This is a genomic window from Pseudomonas sp. RSB 5.4 (assembly GCF_037126175.1).
Taxonomy (GTDB): Bacteria; Pseudomonadota; Gammaproteobacteria; order Pseudomonadales; family Pseudomonadaceae; genus Aquipseudomonas; species Aquipseudomonas fluorescens_H.
The window spans coordinates 3,714,649-3,735,025 of record NZ_CP146986.1 but is presented as its reverse complement, the minus strand read 5'-3'; the positions used below and the strand labels follow the sequence as shown (position 1 = coordinate 3,735,025).

General features: G+C 62.1%; 20 protein-coding genes. 12 read left to right on the top strand and 8 right to left on the bottom strand.

Features of this window, described 5'->3' with window-relative positions; genetic code table 11:
- Nucleotides 1-163 precede the first annotated feature (163 nt).
- The 3 genes from V9L13_RS16860 (at nucleotide 164) to V9L13_RS16850 (ending at nucleotide 2,266) form a co-directional block, all read left to right on the top strand.
- Entirely contained in the window at nucleotides 164-922 is a 759-nt protein-coding gene (locus tag V9L13_RS16860; RefSeq protein WP_338800069.1) for a DUF2076 domain-containing protein, read from the top strand.
- A 217-nt stretch (nucleotides 923-1,139) separates the two neighbouring features.
- The gene (locus tag V9L13_RS16855) at nucleotides 1,140-1,619 is read left to right on the top strand and encodes an NYN domain-containing protein (RefSeq protein ID WP_003228475.1); all 480 of its coding nucleotides are present in this window, start codon (nucleotides 1,140-1,142) and stop codon (nucleotides 1,617-1,619) included.
- 41 nt (nucleotides 1,620-1,660) lie between these two features.
- Nucleotides 1,661-2,266, top strand: a complete 606-nt coding sequence (locus V9L13_RS16850; protein WP_098965754.1) for a 3'-5' exonuclease — start codon at nucleotides 1,661-1,663, stop codon at nucleotides 2,264-2,266.
- Nucleotides 2,267-2,401: 135 nt separating this feature from the next.
- Here V9L13_RS16850 and V9L13_RS16845 read toward each other — a convergent pair whose 3' ends face one another.
- A complete protein-coding gene (locus V9L13_RS16845) occupies nucleotides 2,402-2,854 on the bottom strand; it encodes an Lrp/AsnC family transcriptional regulator (RefSeq protein WP_103484818.1) in 453 nt (150 codons plus the stop codon).
- 162 nt (nucleotides 2,855-3,016) lie between these two features.
- Between V9L13_RS16845 and yedA the strand changes: the two genes are divergently transcribed.
- Together yedA and V9L13_RS16835 are read left to right on the top strand one after the other, a co-directional pair.
- Nucleotides 3,017-3,958: a drug/metabolite exporter YedA gene (yedA, locus tag V9L13_RS16840; protein ID WP_003228473.1), complete on the top strand. Its 942-nt coding sequence runs from the start codon at nucleotides 3,017-3,019 to the stop codon at nucleotides 3,956-3,958.
- Between the two features lie 65 nt (nucleotides 3,959-4,023).
- Entirely contained in the window at nucleotides 4,024-5,361 is a 1,338-nt protein-coding gene (locus V9L13_RS16835) for a DEAD/DEAH box helicase (RefSeq protein WP_134787390.1), read from the top strand.
- A 117-nt stretch (nucleotides 5,362-5,478) separates the two neighbouring features.
- Here V9L13_RS16835 and V9L13_RS16830 read toward each other — a convergent pair whose 3' ends face one another.
- Together V9L13_RS16830 and V9L13_RS16825 are read right to left on the bottom strand one after the other, a co-directional pair.
- Entirely contained in the window at nucleotides 5,479-6,717 is a 1,239-nt protein-coding gene (locus V9L13_RS16830) for a TIGR03862 family flavoprotein (RefSeq protein ID WP_338800068.1), read from the bottom strand.
- Between the two features lie 292 nt (nucleotides 6,718-7,009).
- Nucleotides 7,010-7,930, bottom strand: coding sequence for a histone deacetylase (locus tag V9L13_RS16825; protein ID WP_338800067.1), 921 nt, complete (start codon nucleotides 7,928-7,930; stop codon nucleotides 7,010-7,012).
- A gap of 96 nt (nucleotides 7,931-8,026) precedes the next feature.
- On the opposite strand from V9L13_RS16825, the gene V9L13_RS16820 reads away from it, so the two are divergent.
- From V9L13_RS16820 to V9L13_RS16810, 3 genes are all read left to right on the top strand, one after another.
- Nucleotides 8,027-8,596, top strand: a complete 570-nt coding sequence (locus V9L13_RS16820; protein ID WP_003228468.1) for a GNAT family N-acetyltransferase — start codon at nucleotides 8,027-8,029, stop codon at nucleotides 8,594-8,596.
- Nucleotides 8,597-8,701: 105 nt separating this feature from the next.
- Nucleotides 8,702-9,571: an acyl-CoA thioesterase II gene (gene tesB, locus V9L13_RS16815; protein WP_003228466.1), complete on the top strand. Its 870-nt coding sequence runs from the start codon at nucleotides 8,702-8,704 to the stop codon at nucleotides 9,569-9,571.
- Nucleotides 9,568-10,161, top strand: a complete 594-nt coding sequence (locus V9L13_RS16810; RefSeq protein ID WP_338800066.1) for an HAD family hydrolase — start codon at nucleotides 9,568-9,570, stop codon at nucleotides 10,159-10,161. The genes tesB and V9L13_RS16810 overlap by 4 nt, the downstream gene beginning before the upstream one ends.
- A 115-nt stretch (nucleotides 10,162-10,276) precedes the next feature.
- Here the strand turns inward: V9L13_RS16810 and V9L13_RS16805 are convergent, their stop codons facing one another.
- From V9L13_RS16805 to V9L13_RS16790, 4 genes are all read right to left on the bottom strand, one after another.
- A complete protein-coding gene (locus V9L13_RS16805) occupies nucleotides 10,277-11,230 on the bottom strand; it encodes an alpha/beta fold hydrolase (RefSeq protein WP_338800065.1) in 954 nt (317 codons plus the stop codon).
- The gene (locus V9L13_RS16800; RefSeq protein WP_223007232.1) at nucleotides 11,231-12,121 is read right to left on the bottom strand and encodes a neutral zinc metallopeptidase; all 891 of its coding nucleotides are present in this window, start codon (nucleotides 12,119-12,121) and stop codon (nucleotides 11,231-11,233) included.
- Between the two features lie 190 nt (nucleotides 12,122-12,311).
- On the bottom strand, nucleotides 12,312-13,145 hold the full coding sequence (locus V9L13_RS16795) for an aldo/keto reductase (protein WP_338800064.1): 834 nt from the start codon (nucleotides 13,143-13,145) through the stop codon (nucleotides 12,312-12,314).
- Entirely contained in the window at nucleotides 13,129-14,868 is a 1,740-nt protein-coding gene (locus tag V9L13_RS16790) for an FAD-dependent oxidoreductase (protein ID WP_338800063.1), read from the bottom strand. Before V9L13_RS16790 ends, V9L13_RS16795 begins: the two co-directional genes overlap by 17 nt.
- 175 nt (nucleotides 14,869-15,043) lie before the next feature.
- On the opposite strand from V9L13_RS16790, the gene V9L13_RS16785 reads away from it, so the two are divergent.
- The 4 genes from V9L13_RS16785 to V9L13_RS16770 all read left to right on the top strand — a co-directional run bounded on the left by V9L13_RS16785 (nucleotide 15,044) and on the right by V9L13_RS16770 (nucleotide 18,919).
- On the top strand, nucleotides 15,044-15,820 hold the full coding sequence (locus V9L13_RS16785) for an IclR family transcriptional regulator (RefSeq protein WP_338800062.1): 777 nt from the start codon (nucleotides 15,044-15,046) through the stop codon (nucleotides 15,818-15,820).
- 224 nt (nucleotides 15,821-16,044) lie between these two features.
- Nucleotides 16,045-17,106 (top strand): Gfo/Idh/MocA family oxidoreductase, encoded by a 1,062-nt coding sequence (locus V9L13_RS16780; protein WP_338800061.1) that lies wholly within the window; start codon nucleotides 16,045-16,047, stop codon nucleotides 17,104-17,106.
- A 2-nt stretch (nucleotides 17,107-17,108) separates the two neighbouring features.
- Nucleotides 17,109-17,924 carry a sugar phosphate isomerase/epimerase gene (locus tag V9L13_RS16775; RefSeq protein WP_338800060.1) on the top strand — a complete coding sequence of 272 codons (816 nt, stop codon included), beginning with the start codon at nucleotides 17,109-17,111 and terminating at the stop codon, nucleotides 17,922-17,924.
- A 116-nt stretch (nucleotides 17,925-18,040) separates the two neighbouring features.
- A complete protein-coding gene (locus V9L13_RS16770; protein WP_338800059.1) occupies nucleotides 18,041-18,919 on the top strand; it encodes a DMT family transporter in 879 nt (292 codons plus the stop codon).
- Between the two features lie 120 nt (nucleotides 18,920-19,039).
- Here the strand turns inward: V9L13_RS16770 and V9L13_RS16765 are convergent, their stop codons facing one another.
- Nucleotides 19,040-20,377, bottom strand: a complete 1,338-nt coding sequence (locus tag V9L13_RS16765) for an MFS transporter (protein ID WP_204895969.1) — start codon at nucleotides 20,375-20,377, stop codon at nucleotides 19,040-19,042.

Sequence of the window (20,377 nt, the reverse complement as noted above, 5' to 3'; positions counted from 1 at the left end):
GTCGAAAACAGTGGCTCACTTTAACCGATGATGGGCGGGCCGACGCAAACGTAAACATTCGGTAAAGGTCGTTGAAACATCCTGTCACTGCCTCCATTACAGAAGTGCGCCATGTCCACAGTGGGCACAGGCAACGTTATCCCCGGCAATCTACGAGGTCGCCATGAACAGCGAAGAGCAAACCCTGATCGATGGACTGTTTTCCCGGCTGCAACAGGCCGAAACGGAGGCAGCCCCGCGCGACGCCCAGGCCGAGGCGCGGATCAAGGAACACCTGACCCGCCAGCCGGCGGCAGGTTATTTCATGACCCAGGCGATTCTGGTGCAAGAGGCGGCCATCAAGAGCCTCGACGAACAGAACAAGCAGCTCACCCAGCAAGTCCAGCAATTGCAGGCTGAACTGCAAGCGGCCAAGTCCCAGAGCGCGGCCCCGGCGCCAAGCGGCGGCGGTGGTTTCCTGTCGAGCATCTTCGGCGGCGGCAGCTCGCGTCCGGCACCGACCCAGAGCGCTCCGGCTTCCACCGGCGGCTGGCGTGAACCGGCACCACAGCAGAATTTTGGTGCGCCGCCGCCACAACAGAACTATGCCGCGCCACCGCCTAACTACGCACAGCAGGCAGCCCCGGCAGCGGGCAGCAGTTTCCTCGGCGGCGCCCTGAAAACCGCCGCTGGCGTGGCCGGTGGCGTGATGCTGGCGCAGGGCATCAGCAGTCTGTTCCATCACAACCAGCAGCCCGAAGAAATCGTGGAGGTGATCAAGGAAGAGCCGGCGCAAGTGGCCGACCAGAGCGGTAACGACTGGGGCAATGACCAGCGTGTGGCCGATAACGGTTTCTCTGGCAATGACCAAGGCGGATTCACTGACACCGACTACAGCGATGACAACTCGTCGTTCTTCGATGACGACGATTCGTTCGTCTGACTAACGGTCAGGCACCAGGCAACACCGTTTCTGTGGCGAGGGAGCTTGCTCCCGCTGGGGCGCGCAGCGGCCCTTTCTTTTAAAAAAGAAGGGCCTGCTGCGCAGTCCGGCGGGAGCAAGCTCCCTCGCCACACTGCTTTTTACTGGCATACTGAGCGCCTTTTTCGGGCCTGGTGCCTGATTCCGCTTCGTGCGCTATGCGCTCACAGGAATTCCGGTGAAAAAAATCGCAGTGTTCGCCGATGTGCAGAACCTCTACTACACCGTGCGTCAGGCCTATGGTTGCCATTTCAACTACGCCGCGCTGTGGGCTGACATCAGCAAGGACGGGCAGATCGTCGAGGCCTACGCGTACGCGATCGACCGTGGCGACAGCAAGCAGCAGCAGTTCCAGCAGATCCTGCGCAACCTCGGTTTCACCGTGAAGCTCAAACCCTACATCCAACGCAGCGACGGTTCGGCCAAGGGTGACTGGGACGTGGGCATCACCCTCGACATCATGGACGCCGCCGACCATGTCGACGAAATCGTCCTGGCCTCCGGTGACGGCGACTTCGACATGCTGCTCGAACGCATCATCAACAAGCACGGCGTGCAGGCAGTGGCCTACGGTGTGCCGGGCCTGACCGCCAACTCGCTGATCCGCGCCGCCAGCCGTTATGTGCCGATCGAAGGCGCGTTGTTGCTCAAAAATTGAGCAGTTATTGAAGAATTGATTTGGACGGAGTTGAACCCGGTTTGGAACGCATTGCAGTCATCGACTTTGAAACCACCGGCCTGTCGCCGAACAGCAGCTGTCGCGCCACGGAAATCGCCGTGGTCATGCTGGAGAACGGGCGCATCGTCGAGCGTTACCAGAGCCTGATGAACGCTGGCGTGCGCGTCCCCGCGTTCATCGAACAACTGACCGGCATCAGCAACGCGATGCTGCGCAGTGCGCCGCCGGCAGAGCGGGTGATGGAAGAGGTCAACGAATTCGTCGGCTGCACGCCACTGGTGGCGCACAACGCGTCATTCGACCAGAAGTTCTGGGACTTCGAACTGGGGCGGATCAAGCGCACTCGCCTGCAGAACTTCGCCTGCTCACTGCTGCTGGCCCGACGCCTGATGCCGGCGGCACCGAATCACAAGCTCGGCACCCTGACCACCTTCGCCCGCCTGCCGCACACCGGCCAGGCGCACAGGGCGATGGCAGATGCCGAGATGGCGGCCAACCTGATGGCGCATCTGGCGGAGGAACTGCGGCACAAGCATGGGGTGCGTGAGCTGAACCACGACCTGCTGTGCAAACTGCAGAAAGTCCCCGCCGCGAAAGTCAGCGAGCATCTACAGCGCTACCGCTGATTCCGAAGTCACCAAAAATCCCCTGTGGGAGCGGGCTTGCTCGCGAATGCGGTGTGTCATTCGACAAAAATGTTGTCTGACACACCGCATTCGCGAGCAAGCCCGCTCCCACATTTGGATCCTCTGAGTTGCTGATTACTTGCCGTTGCCTTCGATATGGCTCAACGGCACGCGCTTCTCGATCGCGCTCGACAACACAATCGAGGTCTTGCTGAAGCCGAACTTCGCCACGCGATTGATCAACTCTTCCAGTTCCGGCATCGAGCCCACCGCGCCCTTCATCATCACGCACGGATCGCCGGTCACTCGAAAGCATTCGGTCAGTTGCGGGATTTTCACCAGTTCGTCATACACCTTCTGACTGCCATTCTGGTGCAGGCGCAGTTCGATCATGCACTGGATCGGCAAGCCGATTTTCGACAGGTCGATGTTTGCCTGATACCCGGTGATCACCCCGGCTGCTTCAAGTTTGGCGACGCGTTCGGCCACCGCCGGGGCAGACAGGTTCACCTTGCGCGCCAGATCGGCGTAGGACGCGCGACCGTTTTCCAACAGGGCGCTGAGCAGCATGCGGTCGTATTTGTCCAAGGCCGGACTCCTGAAATTGCCAGACTTTCGAAATCGCGGTTAATCCCGTCGATCTCCGTTGTTTCAAAAGTTTACCGGCGCGATAAACAGGTTTTGTAACTTATTTTTGCCCACGGGCCTTTCTAGAATATTCGGACCCTGCCTCTGACTGTCGAGCTGCCCATGCCTGCCTTGCGCCGTTTTTCTCTGCCGCTGATCGCCGCGTTTTTCGCGCTGTACGTGATTTGGGGATCGACCTATCTGGTGATCCGTATCGGCGTCGAATACTGGCCGCCACTGATGCTCGGCGGCGTGCGCTTCGTGATTGCCGGCAGCCTGATGTATGCCTTCCTGCGCTGGCGCGGGGCGCCGGCGCCGACCTGGGCGCAGTGGAAAGCGGCGGGGATCATCGGGATTTTGCTGCTCAGTTTCGGTAACGGCGCGGTCAGTGTCGCCGAGCACAGCGGCGTGGCGTCCGGCGTGGCCGCGTTGGCGGTGGCGACGGTGCCGTTGTTCACCTTGCTCTGCGGCTATTTCTGGGGCGCCCGCAATACTCGTCTGGAGTGGGCCGGGGTGGCGTTGGGGATTATCGGCATCGCCATGCTCAACATGGGTTCCAACCTGCAATCGAGCCCGATGGGCGCGGCGCTGCTGATTTTTGCGGCGGCAACCTGGGCGTTCGGTTCGGTGTGGAGCAAGCACCTGCCGTTGCCGCAAGGGGCGATGGCCAGCGCGGTGGAGATGCTGGTGGGTGGCGTGGTGCTGTTGATCGGCAGCGCGGTCAGCGGCGAACACCTGCAAGCCTTGCCGCCGGTGGAAGGCTGGCTGGCCTTGGGTTATCTGATTTTCTTCGGCTCGATCATCGCCTTCAATTCCTACATGTATCTGCTCAAGCACGTGCGTCCGGCAGCGGCCACCAGTTATGCCTACGTCAACCCGGCGGTGGCGGTGTTGCTGGGGATCGTGTTTGTTGGCGAGAGCATTGGCATGGAAGAGGCGCTAGCGATGCTGGTGATCATCAGCGCGGTGGTGCTGATCGGTCTGCCGCAGTGGCGGCGCCCGGCGCAGCCGCTCGTCGTGGAGACGCCGAAGACCGCCATTCCAGCAGAGCAACGTGTGAATTAGGGTAAACTGCGCGCCATTGCACCCTTGTTTTGCGCAACCGCGCTGATTTTTCCTACGGTACTCCCATGACTTTCGCCACCCTTGGCCTGATCGAACCCTTGCTGCGCTCCCTCGAGAAGCTCGGCTACCAGACTCCAACGCCGGTCCAGGCGCAAGCCATTCCGGCCGTTCTGGCCGGTCGCGACCTGATGGCTGCGGCCCAGACCGGCACCGGCAAGACCGCCGGTTTCGCCTTGCCGCTGCTGCAGTTGCTGGCCATGGAAGGGCCGAAAGTGGCCGCCAATTCGGCGCGTGCGCTGATTTTGGTGCCGACCCGCGAGCTGGCCGAGCAGGTTCATGAGTCGGTGCGCCAATACGCTGAAAACCTGCCATTGCGCACGTATGCGGTGTACGGCGGCGTCAGCATCAACCCGCAGATGATGAAGCTGCGCGGCGGCGTTGATGTGCTGGTCGCCACGCCTGGTCGCCTGATCGACCTGTTCCGCCAGAACGCGTTGAAACTCGATCAGTTGCAAACCCTGGTGCTGGATGAAGCCGACCGCATGCTCGACCTGGGCTTCTCCGAAGAACTGGCGAACATTTACCGCATGCTGCCGAAGAAGCGCCAGACGCTGCTGTTCTCTGCGACCTTCTCCGATGACATCCGCCTGCTCGCCGGGCAGATGCTCAACGATCCGCTGAGCATCGAAGTCAGCCCGCGCAACGTCGCGGCCAACACTGTCAAGCAGTGGGTGGTGACGGTGGACAAGAAGCGCAAGCCGGAACTGTTCGTGCACCTGATGCGCAAGAACAAGTGGAAGCAGGTGCTGGTGTTCGCCAAGACCCGTAACGGTGTGGATGCGCTGGTGGAAAAACTCCAGGGCCTGGGCATCAACGCCGACGGCATCCATGGCGACAAACCGCAGGCGACCCGCCAGCGTGCGCTGGATCGTTTCAAGCTCAGTGAAGTGCAGATTCTGGTGGCGACCGACGTCGCCGCCCGTGGTCTGGATATCGAAGATTTGCCGCTGGTAGTCAACTTTGACCTGCCGATCGTCGCCGAGGATTACATTCACCGCATCGGTCGTACTGGCCGTGCGGGCGCGACGGGCGAGGCGATTTCGCTGGTGTGCGCGGATGAAGTGAACATGCTTTCGGCGATCGAGATGCTCACGCGTCAGACCTTGAAGCGCCAGAACGAGCCGGACTTCGAACCCGAGCACCGCGTGCCGGATACCGATGCCAGCGGTCAGGTGATCAAGAAGCCGAAGAAACCGAAAAAGCCGAAAGCATCCGGCGGCGGTGGCAAGCGCAATCTGGGCAAGTGGGTCGACAGTGGCGACACCCAGGCGCCGGAGCCGTCGATCAAGCCTGTGCGTAAAGTGCCGGTGTTCAATACCGGGCCGCGTAAGCGCAAGCCTTGATCTGATGGGGTGTCTGTAAGGACGCCTTCGCGAGCAAGCCCGCTCCCACATGGGCCTTCATTGAAATGGAGATCTCCTGTGGGAGCGGGCTTGCTCGCGAAGGGCGCGCCGCGGTCCTCAGTCCTTGCGCAACCACTCCAGCATCCCAAAACCCGCAGATCGCCCGCTGGCAAAACACCCGGTCAGCAGATAGCCGCCCGTCGGCGCTTCCCAATCCAGCATCTCGCCCGCACAAAACACCCCCGGCAACGCCTTGAGCATCAAACGCTGATCCAGCGCTTCGAACGTCACGCCGCCGGCACTGCTGATCGCTTCGTCCAGCGGCCGCGTTTTTACCAAAGTCAGCGGTAACGCCTTGATCGCCCGCGCCAACAGCGCCGGATCAGCAAACGTTGCTGCATCGCTCAGCTCTCGCAACAACGCCGCTTTCACCCCATCAATCCCGACCTGACTGTGCAGATGCTTGGCCATCGAACGCGAGCCGCGTGGTTTGCTCAACGCGGCCTGTAATTTATCCACAGGACGGCCGGGCAGCAGATCAATGTGCACCGTGGCTGAGCCATGCGCATTGATCGCTTCGCGAATCGGTGCCGACAGCGCATAGATCAGGCTGCCTTCAACCCCGGTCGCGGTGACCACGCATTCGCCCAGGCGCGGGATATCGTCGTTCAAACCGATGGCGACATTTTTCAGCGGTGCGCCGGCGAATTTACTGACAAGGAACTCGCTCCAGGCCTGCACCTCGAAGCCGCAATTGCTCGGCTGCAACGGCGCCAGTCCTACGCCTTTTTGCTCAAGGGGCAGCATCCACGCGCCATCCGAACCCAGCCGCGACCAACTGCCGCCGCCGAGGGCGAGCAGGGTGGCGTTGGGTTTGACGATGATTTCGCCGTCGGGGCTGGCGATGCGCAGCGCACCGTGTTCATCCCAGCCGAGCCAGCGATGGCGGGTGTGGATAACCACGCCGCTGTCGCGCAGGCGTTTGAGCCAGGCGCGCAGCAGCGGTGCGGCTTTCATGTCGGTGGGGAACACCCGGCCGGAGCTGCCGATAAAGGTTTCGATGCCCAGATCATGGATCCAGCGGCACAACGCGTCGGCGTCGAAACCGCGCAGCAAGGGCGCGATCTGCGGCGCGCGTTCGGCGTAGCGCGCGAGGAACGCCGGGTAAGGCTCGGAGTGGGTGATGTTCATACCGCCGACCCCGGCCAGCAGGAACTTGCGACCGACCGAGGGCATGCCGTCATACAGATCGACGCGCACGCCGGCCTGGCTCAGCACTTCGGCGGCCATCAGGCCGGCGGGGCCACCGCCGATGATGGCGACGTGAGCGGGAAGGGGGGCAGAAGTCTGGGTCATGGCGTGCGCTGCGGTATGGCGGGATAAGGCGCGCATTCTAACAGCGCAGACCAATGTGGGAGATCCCTGTGGGAGCGAGCTTGCTCGCGAAGACGTCGGTAGATTCAACATCCAGTTGACTGACACACCGCCTTCGCGAGCAAGCTCGCTCCCACAGGGGTATTTAGTGGATTCGATACCTGGTTAAAAATTAGTCAGTGTGCTGCAGGCCATGAGCGATATGGTCTGTAGTCCCTTTCGCTCAGGTTATCCACAGGCCGTTCCACAGCCATTGTGGGTAACGCAGCACAGCTTAGTGACAACCGTGTGACGTCCAGACCCGTTGCGCGCTGTGATGGAGGATGCCGTGGCGGCGGGCGAGGGCGTGGCGATCCTTGCTGTAGCCGCCGCCGATCACGCCGACCACCGGGATGTCGCGGCCCAGGCAGTGACGCATCACGCTTTCATCGCGGGCGGCGACGCCTTCGTCTGTCAGCTGCAGATAACCGAGGGCGTCGTCCTTGTGCACATCGACGCCGGCGTCGTACAGCACCAGGTCCGGTTGATACAGCGGCAGCAGGTAGTTAAGGGTGTCATCCACCACCTGCAGATAGTCGGCATCGCCCATACCTTTGGGCAGCGGAATGTCCCAGTCGCTTTCGGCCTTGCGTGCCGGAAAGTTCTTTTCGCAGTGCAGGGAAACGGTGATCGCCTCCGGGGTGTCCTGCAGGATCCGCGCGGTGCCGTCGCCCTGATGCACGTCGCAATCGAAGATCAACACCCGGTTCACCCGACCGCTTTGCAGCAGGTAATGGCTGATGATCGCCAGGTCGTTGAAGATGCAGAACCCGGCGGGGTAGTCGTAGTGGGCGTGATGGGTGCCGCCGGCCAGGTGACATGCCAGACCATGCTCCAGGGCTTTTTCCGCCGCCAGAATCGAGCCACCGACCGCGCGCACCGTACGCCGCGCCAGCGCTTCGTTCCACGGCAGGCCGAGGCGCCGCTGGTCTTCGCGGGACAACTCGCCGCTCAGGTAACGTTCGATATAGCGACGGTCATGGGCCAGGGCGAGGATGTCGTTGGGACAGATCTCGGGACGCAGCAGGTCGGCGTCGCGGGTCAGGCCACTGTCGACCAGGTGATCGCGCAGCAAGCGGAACTTGTCCATGGGAAAGCGGTGATCCGCCGGAAACTCGGGGCTGTAGTCTTCGTGGTAGATCAGCGGCAGTGGCATGGTGATTTCGTATGGCTGTTGAAGATTGGGAACGCAGGAAAGAGTGAACGATCCTACCAGCGATGTAGACTTGCGGCATGGAAATGGAGGGGCATGATGGAGCCGATTCAGCAACTCGAAAGCGCACGCCTGTTGATGCGTCAGTGGCGCGACGAGGATTTGCCGGCATTTGCGGCGATGTGCGCCGATCCGCAGGTGATGCGCTACTTTCCGGCCCCGCTCAGCCGCCTGGAAAGTGCGTCAATGATCGGCCGGGTGCGCGGGCATTTTGCCGAGCACGGTTTCGGTCTGTGGGCGCTGGAGCGCAAGGACAGCGGTGAGTTCATCGGTTTTACCGGTCTGGGTGTGGTCGGTTTCGACGCGCCGTTCACTCCGGCGGTGGAAATCGGCTGGCGTCTGGCCCGCGAGCATTGGGGCCTTGGTTATGCCAGTGAGGCGGCGTGGACGGCATTGCGCGCAGGCTTTGATCGGCTGGGGCTGAAGGAGATCGTTTCTTTCACCGCGCAGAGCAATCTGCCTTCGGAGAAAGTCATGCAGGCGATTGGCATGCAGCACGATCCGGCCGATGATTTCGATCACCCCAAAGTTGCCGTCGATCACCCGTTGCGCCGGCATCTGTTGTACCGAATTACCAGGGAGCAATGGCTGCAAACCCTGCATGGCTAAGCCGACACGGACGTTTACAATGGCGCGACAGTGGCTCGCGCCAGAACCTGAATGGGCCGCCGCAGCCAAGACTGCGCGGCATAGCGTTGTGTGAGGAGAGTCTGAATGAGCCAAGTGTTGGAAGATCTGGTCGACCTGCTGACCCTGGAACCGATCGAGGAAAATCTGTTCCGTGGCCGCAGCCAGGACTTGGGGTTCCGTCAGTTGTTCGGCGGGCAGGTGCTCGGTCAGTCGCTGTCGGCGGCCAGTCAGACGGTTGAAGAGGCGCGCCATGTGCATTCGATGCACGGCTATTTCCTGCGCCCGGGCGATGCCAAGTTGCCGGTGGTGTATTCGGTGGATCGCGTGCGTGATGGCGGCAGCTTCAGCACCCGTCGGGTCACGGCCATCCAGAAAGGCCACCCGATCTTCACTTGCAGCGCTTCGTTTCAGTATGACGAGGCAGGCTTTGAGCACCAGAGCCAGATGCCGGTGGTGGTCGGCCCGGAAAACCTGCCGTCGGAGCTGGAACTGACCCAGCAACGTGCGCACCTGATCCCCGAGCACATGCGCGAAAAACTGCTGTGCCCGAAACCGATCGAAGTGCGCCCGGTCACTGAAAAAGACCCGTACAACCCACAACCGGCCGATCCGGTGAAATACGTGTGGTTCCGTGCTGATGGCGCGTTGGCGGATATTCCGGCGCTGCACAAATACCTGCTGGCCTATGCCTCGGACTTCGGTTTGCTGACCACTTCGATGCTGCCGCACGGCAAGTCGGTCTGGCAGAAAGACATGCAGGTCGCCAGCCTCGATCACGCGCTGTGGTTCCACAATGATCTGCGCGCCGATGACTGGCTGCTCTATGCGATGGACAGTCCGTGGGCCGGCAATTCCCGGGGTTTCTCCCGTGGCAGCGTGTACAACCGCGCCGGGCAACTGGTGGCGTCGGTGACGCAGGAAGGCCTGATTCGTCACCGCAAGGACTGGGCATGAGCCTGAGCGATGTGAAGCACTGGGTGTTCGACATGGACGGCACCCTGACCGTCGCCGTGCATGACTTTGCGGCGATCCGCGTGGCCCTGGCGATTCCGCCCGAGGACGACATTCTCACCCACCTCGCTTCGCTGCCGGCCGAGGAGGCCGCGGCGAAACACGCGTGGTTGCTGGAGCATGAGCGCGATCTGGCGCTGGGTTCGAAACCGGCTGCCGGTGCGGTGGAGCTGGTGCGCGACCTGCACGGGCGTGGCTATCGCCTGGGCATTCTGACCCGCAATGCTCGGGAGCTGGCGCACGTGACACTTGAAGCCATTGGCCTGGCCGACTGCTTCGCCGTGGAAGATGTGCTGGGCCGCGATGAAGCGCCGCCCAAGCCGCATCCCGGTGGGTTGCTGAAACTGGCGGAGGCGTGGAGCGTGCCGGCAAGCGAGATGGTGATGGTCGGGGATTACCGCTTTGACCTGGATTGCGGGCGGGCGGCAGGGGCGCGGACGGTGCTGGTGAATCTGCCGGACAACCCGTGGCCGGAGTTGACGGACTGGCATGCGCAGGATTGTGTCGAGCTGCGGCGGATGCTTTTGGCCTGAGATCTTCGGTGCCTGTCAGATTGCCTTCGCGAGCAAGCTCGCTCCCACAGGGGAATGCATTCCAACTGTGGGAGCGAGCTTGCTCGCGAAGAGGCCAGAACGGCCACCGCAAGGATTACTGATCAAACAGCGCTTTCTGCCCCTCCGGCGACGTCAACATCCCATCGCCGTTATGCCCGACACCGGGCACTTCTACCAGCCGCTGATTCACCCCTTCCGGATGGCGCCGCAGCAGGTAACTGAAAAACGCCTTGCCCCGCTCCAGTCGATACGCGCCCTGCGCCTCGGCGGCGCAACTCTTGTCCAGCGCCGGATGTTGCGGGTCGGTGTCCTGCTGCCCCAGCAGATAAATCACTTCGCGCTTGATGTAGCTGCTCTCAAGCTGCAACGGCGTTTGCCCACCGGCGTACACCGGCATGTCTGCCAGACCGTACTTCCAGCGATTGAAGCCCGGGCACTGTGTGTGATCGAACGCCACTGGCCGCTGTTCGTTGAAATAAGCGTACGACGACGGATTGGCCACCACATACCGCAGGCGAATGCCGTTGGCCTTCAGCGCTGGCTGATCCTTGGCCAGCAGGGCGTAGCGCTGCACCACTTGTCCGCCACCGGAATGGCCGAAAATCACGATCTGCTGCACATCCGGAAACTGTTTGCGATCACTGACCCGGGCGACGATGGCGTCGAGTGCGGCGTAGGAGCTCAGCGGCTTCGGCCCTGTGGATAACCCGCCGCCCATCCACTCGTTGCCTTTCCAGCGCAGCAACGTGTTGGGCAGGGAGTACAGGGCGACGTCGCTTTCGTTGAGAAACTGCGGCGCGATCACCAGCGTGTGCGCCGTTTGCCCGGCCAGTTCGGTGGCGCGTTCGGCACTCTTGCGGTAGGTCTCGGCATTGCGCAGACGACCGTGAATGACGATCAACACCCGCTCGATTTTTTCCGGTGCCGGGCTGATGCCGACGGCCATTTCGCCGGCCTCGAATTGCAGGCGTCCGGGGCTGATGGCATCGACGCCCGCCGCGTGGGCGTTGCCGCCGATGATCAGTAAAGCCAAAAGCCATTTGCGCATTTACAGGTTTTTCGCCGCGAAGGTATCGCACTGGCCGACCTGGCCCTGGGCGAAACCGGTTTTGAACCAGCGCACCCTTTGCGCCGACGTGCCATGGGTAAACGAGTCCGGCACCACACGGCCCTGACCCTGTTGTTGCAGGCGATCATCACCGATGGCGTTGGCCGCATTCAAGGCCTCTTCGACGTCACCCGGTTCCAGCCAGTTCAGGCGCTTCTGCGCATGGTAGGCCCAGACGCCGGCGAGGCAGTCGGCCTGCAATTCCTGGCGCACCAGCAAACCGCCGTCGCCCTGCATCTGCCGGCCTTGCTGACGGGCCGCCTGAATTTTCGCCGAGACGCCGAGCAACGTCTGCACATGGTGGCCGACTTCGTGCGCAATCACGTAAGCCTGGGCGAAATCGCCGGCAGCCTTGAAGCGCTGGGCCATTTCCTGGAAGAAGGCCATGTCCAGATAGACTTTCTGATCGGCCGGGCAATAGAACGGGCCGGTCGCCGAAGTCGCCAGACCGCAGGCGGAATTCACCCGATTGCTGAACAGCACCAGGGTCGGGTCCTTATATTGGCGGCCGGCCTGCTGGAAAATCGCGCCCCAGGTGTCTTCGGTATCGCCAAGGATCGACCGCACGAATTCGGCCTGCTGGTCGTTGGCCGGTGGCGCCTGTCGGGTTTGCGTCGAGGCCGGTGCCGATTGCTCGGTCATCTGCCCGGTGAGCTGGCCGAGGATCTGCAACGGATCCTGGCCGGTGATCCAGCCGATGCCGACGATCAGCAAAATCGCCCCCAGGCTCAGACCCTTGCCGCCACCGAAACGCATGCCGCCGCCACCGCCGGTATCATCGCCACGGGCATCGACGACGTTGTCACTGCGTCGGCCTTTTTTCCATAGCATGTGGGAAATCCTCTTTCTGTACGTGGTGATGAGTGTTGCTGGTGTGAGAGTGTGGCGCCAGTCCGGTCGTCCGTCTATTCGCGCACACGCCAACAGGCCCGGCCTCGGGTGACGAGGACGGGCCTGTTATTGACGAGCGTGTACGCGACTAATTCAATCCGTTGGCGGATTTCTCTCGGCGCGCTGTGCGTCAGCGATCGAAGGCATCCCACACCGGGGCGAAATCCGGGCTGACCTGACGCTGATTCTTCGGCAGTGCGGCGATCAGTGCGCGGTCTTCAGCGTCCAGTTCAACCTGCAGCGAAGCCAGGTTCGCCAGTTGATTGGCCCGGCTGCTGGCCTTGGGAATCGCCGCGACGTTGGGCTGATCCAGCAGCCATTTCAATGCGACCTGAGTCGGCAGCACGCCGTGTTTTTCAGCGATCTGCTGAATCTGTGGAATGTCCGAGACCTTGTTACGCGCCAATGGCGTGTAGGCCGTCAGTGCCAGATCGTGTTGGCGCGCGTAATCGAGCAGGGCGTTCTGGCCGAGGAGGACGTGGTACTCGACCTGAATCGCCGAGAGCGGAATACCGTATTCCTCGACGACTTTGCGCAGCAGCGGCAGAGGAAAATTCGCCACACCGATATTGCGCGCCAGACCTTGCTCCTTGAAGGATGCGAGGGTTTCAAGCGTGCGCGGCAAGTCCCAGTCAGTGCTCGGCCAATGGATCATGAACAGGTCGACGTAATCGCTGCGCAAAGCCTTGAGGCTTCGTTCCATCGAGTGACGCATCGCGTCGGGTTGCAACTGATCCCACCAGACCTTGGTGGTGACATGAATCTGCTCGCGGGGTGTCGGTGTGTTCGCCAATGCTTGTCCGACGGCGTCTTCGTTGTTGTAGGCCGCTGCCGTGTCGATGTGCCGGTAGCCGAGTTCCAGCGCTTGCTCCACGGCACGGGTGCATTCGTCGCCGAGCATCGGCCAGGTGCCGAGGCCGAGTTTCGGCATGTTCAAACCCTGGGCGTTAACGATGTGCTGCATGGTCGATCTCCTGTTCGAAAGCAGTGATGCCGGCGATATGCCGGGCGGCGATGTAGCCGAAAGTCAGCGCCGGGCCGAGGTTGATCCCGCCTGCCGGATAGTGCCCGCCCATGATGCTGGCCATGTCGCCACCGGCGGCGTAGAGCCCGGCGATGGGCTGGGCATGGGCATCGAGCACTTGCGCCTGCGGGTTGACCTTGAGCCCGGCAAAGGTGCCGAAGCAGCCCGGTTGGACTTTCACGGCATAGAAGGGGCCTGTCTCTATTGGGGCAACGCAAGGGTTGGGAAGGTTCGCCGGATCGCCCTGTTTGCGGTTATAGGGCGTTGCGCCGCGACCGAACGACGGGTCCTCGCCGTGGCGTGCATGGCGGTTGTAGTCCTCCACCGTCTGACGCAACCCGCTGGGGTCGATGCCGCAGACGCTGGCCAATTCTTCAAGGGTGTTGCCGGTTTTCAGATAGCCGCTGCGGATAAATCCTGACACCGGAACGGGAAATGGCCGCGACATGCCCAAGCCATAACGCCGTTGAAAGGCGCGGGTGCAGATCAGCCATGAGGCGACTTCTTCGCCCTCGGGCGTGGCGGCAACCATGGCGCTGACGTAGTCGTAGTAACCGTTGGCTTCATTGGCGAAGCGTTGGCCGTTGCGCAGTACGCCAATAATTCCTGGTTTGCCGCGTTCGATGATGTGTGGGAAATGGCCGATGCTGCCGTCGGCATGGGGCACTTGCGAGACCGGCGCCCAGGCCACGGGCGAAGCCACGTCGGTGTTGACCGTGGCGCCGACACTTTCGCCCAGGCGCAGGCCGTCGCCATTCACCGCCAGCGGCGGCAGTGCCCAGTGTTCATGACCCGTGGGCGTGCGCGGAAACAAGGCCTTGCGTCGCTCGATGTCGTTGGCAAATCCACCGGCGGCCAGCATCACGGCTTTGCGTGCATGAATGTGGATCGGGCCTTTGGCGCTGTTGACCAGCGCGCCGCAAACCCCTGCTTCATCGCGCAGCAGTTCGGTCACCGGTGCCGACGCCCAGAGCAGGACGCCAAGGTCCTCGGCGGACTTCGCCAGTCGTGCGACCAGCGCCACACCGTTGACCAGTTGCATGGCTTGGCCATGTACCGCGAGGTCAAGCAGGTGCCGGGTAAAACGACGGGTTACGTGCCACGCGGCTTTCAGCGATCGGCTGAGATTGAGGAACGCCGCAAGGTCGGCGCCGGCCATGATTGGCATGCCCATGAAGGACGTTTCGCGCATCGTTGTACGCAGGCGCTTGAGCAGGCGTCCGACCTTTCGTCCGTCGTAAGGCGCCGCGATGACCGAGCGACCGCCCGTGCCCGCGCCGGGTGTATCGCCATGAATGTCGGCGATGGCGTTGCCGTCGGCAAATTGCAGAGCGGTGTGCTGTTCAAAAAACGCCACCATGCGCGGCCCGGCGGTGAGAAAGGCATCGACCATTGCCGGGTCGTAATGCTCGCCGAGTTCGTGGCGCAGGTAAGTGCGCGGTTGCTCAACGTCCTCGACGATGCCGGCGCGCCGGGCCAGCGGATTGCACGGCACCCACGCCCAGCCGCCGGACCACGCGGTGGCACCACCGAACACCGGATCTTTTTCAACCACGATGACTTTCAGACCATGCCACGCCGCAGTGACCGCTGTGGATAAACCGGCGGCACCGGAGCCGACGACCAGAACGTCGCAGTCGATTTCGGGAAGTTCGGCAGGCATCAGGCAAAGCTCCGCAGCTGGGTTTATTGGAATTGAATTCCAAAAAATAACCAATGAAGCGTGGCTGCAACAAGGCTTGTTTCAGTAAAGTGGGCGGTAATCGCCCGGCCAGTTCCGGATTTCGCTTTGTGTGAGATGTCTTCTAGAATCGGCAAAATTTCACTTGGATTTCCCCATGGCCGGCAGTCAGATCGAACGGGTTTTCAGCGTGCTCGAAAGCCTCACCAGTGAGCCGCGCGGGCTGCCGATGCAGACCCTCGCCGAGCAACTGGACATCCCGAAAAGTGCCACTCACCGGATGCTCGCCGAGCTGATTCGCCTGGGCTACGTGCGGCAGAATGCCGACACTTTGCGCTATCACCTGTCGACCAAACTGGTGGCGATGGGGTTTCAGTATCTGTCGAGCAGCGGTGCCGACATCGTGCAACCGGTGCTGGATCGACTGGCGCAGGAAACCGGTGAACTGGTGCGTCTGGGGGTGATCGACGGCGAGCGCCAGACCTGGATCGCCAAGGCACAGGGCGCACGCACGGGCTTGCGTTATGACCCGGACATGGGGCGCGATGCGCCGCTGTTCTACACCGCCTCCGGGCATGCGTGGCTGGCCTGCATGAGCGATGCCGAGGCGTTGTCGCTGGTCGAGCGCCAGGGCGCGGAAGTACCGGTGGGCATCGGGCCGAATGCGCCGCGTTCCAATATCGAACTACTGGAGCGCCTGCGCCTGGCGCGGGAACAGGGTTATGCCTGTGTCGAGGAAAGTTCGGCGGTGGGCACCTCGGCGATTGCCGCGGTGGTCAAACATCCGGTTGACGGGCGAGTGATCGGCGTACTGAGCATTGCCGGACCAAGCGCACGGATGCCCGGCGCGCGACTGCACGAATTGGCGCCGTTGCTGGTGAAGTTCACCGAGGAATTGTCGGCGGCGAGCCTGGCGTCTGAGTTATTCATCTGACCGATCCCCTGTAGGAGCTGCCGAAGGCTGCGATCTTTTGATCTTGATCTTGAAAAACAAAGTCAAAAGATCGCAGCCTGCGGCAGCTCCTACAGGTCAGGCGTTGGTATGAAGTTGTGCGGTGTTCGCACGGTTTTCCCATCACTGGGTGTTTGATTGTGGAACGTGGTTCTAAATTGTTGCTGGAGTGACTTTTCCAACAACAATCACAAGAGGATCGCGTCTTGACTCCGCCCCTTCGTATCGCCCTGATCGGCGCTGGCAACATGGGCCAGCAGCATTACCAGCACCTGCAAACCCTCAACGAAGCCCGCTTATGCGCAGTGGCCGATCCCGGCCCGCAGGCTGCCGCGCTGGCGGGGCGGTGGGGCGTAGCGCATTTCGCCGATCACCGGCAGATGCTGGAGCAGGCGCGGCCAGACGCGGTGATCGTCGCCAATCCAAATAATCAGCACGTCAGCACCGCCCTGGATTGCCTCGCCGCCGGGGTTCCGGTGTTGCTGGAGAAACCGGTCGGCGTGCACCTGGATGAGGTGCGTGAGCTGGTGGCGGCGGTCAAACGCTGTGGCGTGCCGGTGCTGGTCGGCCATCATCGGCGGCACAATCCGCTGATCGTGCGGGCCCATGAGTTGTTGCGCAGCGGCGCGCTCGGGCGGCTGACCACGGTTACCGCGCTGTTCCAGTTACGCAAACCCGACCGTTATTTCGAGATCCCGTGGCGCCGTGAACCGGGGGCGGGCCTGTTGCTGACCAATCTGATTCACGACCTCGATCTGCTGCGTCACCTGTGCGGTGAAGTGCAATCGGTGCAGGCCGTCACCGACAACGCGGTGCGGGGTTTTGCCAACGAGGACAGCGTGGCGCTGTTGCTGCAATTTGCCGACGGTGCACTCGGTACGCTGAGCGGTTCTGATGCGGTCGCCGCGCCGTGGAGCTGGGAGCTGAATTCCGGGGAGAACCCGGTCTACCCGCGTCAAGTCGACCAGCCGTGTTATCTGCTGGCGGGTACCGCCGGGGCGCTGAGCATTCCGCAACTCAAGCGCTGGCATTACGCTGCCGATCAAGTCGATGCCGGTTGGCACGAGCTTTTGCTCGCGGTGCAGGAACATTGCGCGGCCGGTGACGCCTTGCGTTTGCAACTGCAGCATTTTGTGCAGGTCGCGCGGCGTGAAGTCGAACCGCTGGTCAGTGCCGCCGATGCCGCGCGAACATTGGCGCTGGTCGAGGCGATTCGCGAGGCGGCGGCCAGCGGTCGTGCCTGTTCCCCTGCAGTGGTCGAGGCTTGAACATGTACGAACGAATCCTGTCCCTGGCCAGTCTCACCGTACTCGAATTGTCGCCACCGCAAATGGTCGAGGTGGCGGCGCGTGCCGGTTACAGCCATGTCGGCCTGCGTCTTGAGCCGGCGACGCCCGAGGAATATCACTTTCCGTTGGTGGCCGATGCTGATTTGCGGCGTCAGACGCTGGCGCGTTTGCGCGACACTGGCATCGCTGTGCTCGATGTGGAAATCCTGCGCTTGAAGCCGCAAACCGTGGTCGCCGATTTCGAGAAGCTGCTGGCCGTCGGCGCGGAGTTCGGCGCCAGTGAATTACTGGTCGCCGGCAATGATCCTGACGAGCAACGGCTCACCGACAACTTTGCCGCGCTGTGTGATCTGGCGGCGCCTTACGGTTTGCATCCGCACCTGGAGTTCATGCCCTGGACCGATGCGCGCAACCTCAAGCAGGCGTTGCGCATTGTTGCCAATGCCGACCGGGAAAACGCCGCGGTGCTGGTCGATGCCTTTCATTTCGATCGCTCCGGCTCACGGCTGGAGGATCTGGCCCACGTCGCGCCTGCGCGCCTGCGTTATGCGCAATTGTGTGATGTGGCGGGCCCGCGACCGGCGGACATGGCCGAGATCTTGCGTCAGGCGCGCAATGAGCGGCGGTTTCCCGGCGAGGGCGATTGTGACTTGCTCGGGTTGCTGAAAGCGCTGCCGACTAATCTTGCGTTGAGCCTGGAAATTCCTGCGGTGAAATTGCTCGAGCAGGGCGTGAGTGGATTGCAGCGGGCGCAGATGGCGATGGATAGCACCCGAGCGTTGTTGGCGCGGCTTTAAGCGCTGCTGCGCACCTGTTGCGGACAACCCCGTTGTCACAGGGACAATGTTGTTCCTGTGGCGACGAGACTTGCCTGCGAAGATTTTTGATCTTTTTTGCAACACAAGGAAATCCGATGACCGTCAGCACCCCGCTCTCTGGTGTCAACCAACCCTTCAAGGGGATCTTGCTGATTGTCGTGGCGACTTTCCTGTTCTCCAGCCACGACGCCCTGTCGAAATACCTTTCGGGTTTCTACCCGATCATCATGGTGGTGTGGGCGCGGTATCTGGTGCACACCTTGCTGATGGCGGGGATTTTCCTGCCGCAGTCGGGGTTGCGCGTGCTGCGCACCAAACGGCCGTTGTGGCAGTTGGCGCGGGCGCTGTGCCTGCTCGGCACCAGTCTGTTTTTCACCACTGCGCTGCTGTACATCCCGCTGGCCGAGGCCACGGCGGTCAACTTTCTTGCGCCGGTGCTGGTGACGGCCCTGTCGGTGCCGCTGCTCAAGGAAAGGGTAACGCGCGGGCAGTGGATCGCGGTGATCTGCGGGTTTATCGGAGTGCTGATCATCGTCCATCCGGGCGGCGAATTGTTCACCCCGGCGGTGTTGCTGCCATTCTGTTCGGCGCTGTTTTTCTGCTTCTATCAACTGCTGACGCGCAAGCTCGCAGAAGTCGACAGCCCCACCACCAGCAACTTCTTCGCCGGCTTGTGCAACACCTTGGTGATGAGTGCGCTGGTGCCGTTCTTCTGGCAAGTGCCAACGTTGTCTCACGCCGTGTTGATGCTGGCGCTGGGCAGCTGCGGGATGACCGCGCACCTGTTTCTGACCCAGGCGTTCCGCCATGCCGCGCCGGCATTCCTGGCGCCGTTCGGTTATTGCCAGATCGTGTTTGCCGGGTTGTTGGGGTGGGTGGTGTTCAATCACACGCCGAGTCTGTTGACGGTGATCGGGATCGCGGTGATCTGCTGCAGCGGCCTGGCGGCGGCGTGGCAGCAAAGCCGCCGCTGAAGGACCCACAAATCCCTGTGTAGGAGCTGCGGCACGCTGCGATCTTTTGATCTTCAAAAACAGGATCAAAAGATCGCAGCGTGCCGCAGCTCCTACAGGGGGAGGGTGGTGCAGGCCGGGTTACTCGGTGACGTCTGGAATCTTGCGCGGCGCCATGAAGTACATCCAGGTCAGCGCCAGGAAGTACATCGCCGGGATCAGGGTGAACAGCACCGTGTAGTTGTTGTTGGTGACGGTCAGGATGTGGCCGACGATCTGGGTCATGAACATCCCGCCGATCGCTGCGCACATACCGCCGAAACCGAACACCGTGCTCATCATGTGCTTGGGCGTGTAGTCCATCACCAGGCTCCAGATGTTCGCGGTCCAGGCCTGATGCGCGCCGATGGCCAGGGAGATTGCCGCGACGGCGACCCACAGATTGCTCGAACCGGCGGCCATGACCACGCCGATGATGCAGCAGGCGAACAGGAACATCGACAGCAGCCGCGCCTTGATCGAGTTCATCCCGCGACCGATCAGGAACGAAGACAGAATGCCGCCGCCGACGCTGCCGAAGTCGGCCGTCACGTAGATGATGATCAGCGGAATGCCCATCTGGGTCACGTTGATGCCCAGGTTGTATTGCTGATTGAGAAACGGCGGCAGCCAATACAGGTAGAACCAGAACACCGGCGCCGTCAGCGAATAGGCGAGGGCGAACGCCCAGGTGCCACGCATGCGCAGGATGCGTGAAAACGGTACGCGGGCCTGTTCCGGTTCGACTTCCTGCTGGATGTAGTCGAGTTCGGATTTTTTCACCCGTGGATGGTCTTCCGGGTTGAAGTATTTCAGGCCCCAGAACAGCAGCCAGATCCCGCCGAGTGCCGACATGCACAGGAACGCCGCCTGCCAGCCCCACACGTGGAGAATCAGCGGCAGCAGCATCGGCGTGAACATGGCGCCGACGTTGGTCCCGGCGTTGAAGATGCCGGTAGCCACTGCGCGTTCACCGGCCGGGAACCACAGGCGTGTGGTTTTCACGCAGGCCGGGTAGTTGGCCGCTTCGGTGAGACCGAGGATGAACCGGCAGACCATGAAGCCGACGGCCGACGTCGCCAGACCGTGGGCGCCGGTGGCCAGGCTCCAGAGTAGCACTGCGCAGAAGAACACGCGTTTCACGCCGACCCGGTCGATCAGGCGTCCCTGCAGGACGAAACCAATCGCGTAGCCGACCTGAAACCAGAAGTTGATGTTGGCGTAATCCATCGCCGTCCAGCTCATTTCCTTGGCGAGGATGGGCTGCATGACGCCGAGTGCGGCGCGGTCGATGTAGTTCAGGGTCGTGGCGAAAAACACCAGCGCCAGCATGCCCCAACGGGTCTTGCCGACAGCCATGGCGCCGCGGATCTTGTCGCCGATGCCACCCGTGGCAGTGCTCATGGCCGGGGCCATGCGGGAAGTCTGTGAAGGAATCAT

Excerpts from the sequence above, each read along its gene's own strand:
- V9L13_RS16860 (WP_338800069.1), top strand. The coding sequence starts at position 164 with ATGAACAGCGAAGAGCAAACCCTGATCGATGGACTGTTTTCCCGGCTG.
- yedA (WP_003228473.1), top strand. The coding sequence starts at position 3,017 with ATGCCTGCCTTGCGCCGTTTTTCTCTGCCGCTGATCGCCGCGTTTTTC.
- V9L13_RS16835 (WP_134787390.1), top strand. The coding sequence starts at position 4,024 with ATGACTTTCGCCACCCTTGGCCTGATCGAACCCTTGCTGCGCTCCCTC.
- V9L13_RS16830 (WP_338800068.1), bottom strand. The coding sequence starts at position 6,717 with ATGACCCAGACTTCTGCCCCCCTTCCCGCTCACGTCGCCATCATCGGC.
- V9L13_RS16825 (WP_338800067.1), bottom strand. The coding sequence starts at position 7,930 with ATGCCACTGCCGCTGATCTACCACGAAGACTACAGCCCCGAGTTTCCG.
- V9L13_RS16820 (WP_003228468.1), top strand. The coding sequence starts at position 8,027 with ATGGAGCCGATTCAGCAACTCGAAAGCGCACGCCTGTTGATGCGTCAG.
- tesB (WP_003228466.1), top strand. The coding sequence starts at position 8,702 with ATGAGCCAAGTGTTGGAAGATCTGGTCGACCTGCTGACCCTGGAACCG.
- V9L13_RS16810 (WP_338800066.1), top strand. The coding sequence starts at position 9,568 with ATGAGCCTGAGCGATGTGAAGCACTGGGTGTTCGACATGGACGGCACC.
- V9L13_RS16805 (WP_338800065.1), bottom strand. The coding sequence starts at position 11,230 with ATGCGCAAATGGCTTTTGGCTTTACTGATCATCGGCGGCAACGCCCAC.
- V9L13_RS16800 (WP_223007232.1), bottom strand. The coding sequence starts at position 12,121 with ATGCTATGGAAAAAAGGCCGACGCAGTGACAACGTCGTCGATGCCCGT.
- V9L13_RS16795 (WP_338800064.1), bottom strand. The coding sequence starts at position 13,145 with ATGCAGCACATCGTTAACGCCCAGGGTTTGAACATGCCGAAACTCGGC.
- V9L13_RS16790 (WP_338800063.1), bottom strand. The coding sequence starts at position 14,868 with ATGCCTGCCGAACTTCCCGAAATCGACTGCGACGTTCTGGTCGTCGGC.
- V9L13_RS16785 (WP_338800062.1), top strand. The coding sequence starts at position 15,044 with ATGGCCGGCAGTCAGATCGAACGGGTTTTCAGCGTGCTCGAAAGCCTC.
- V9L13_RS16775 (WP_338800060.1), top strand. The coding sequence starts at position 17,109 with ATGTACGAACGAATCCTGTCCCTGGCCAGTCTCACCGTACTCGAATTG.
- V9L13_RS16770 (WP_338800059.1), top strand. The coding sequence starts at position 18,041 with ATGACCGTCAGCACCCCGCTCTCTGGTGTCAACCAACCCTTCAAGGGG.
- V9L13_RS16765 (WP_204895969.1), bottom strand. The coding sequence starts at position 20,377 with ATGATTCCTTCACAGACTTCCCGCATGGCCCCGGCCATGAGCACTGCC.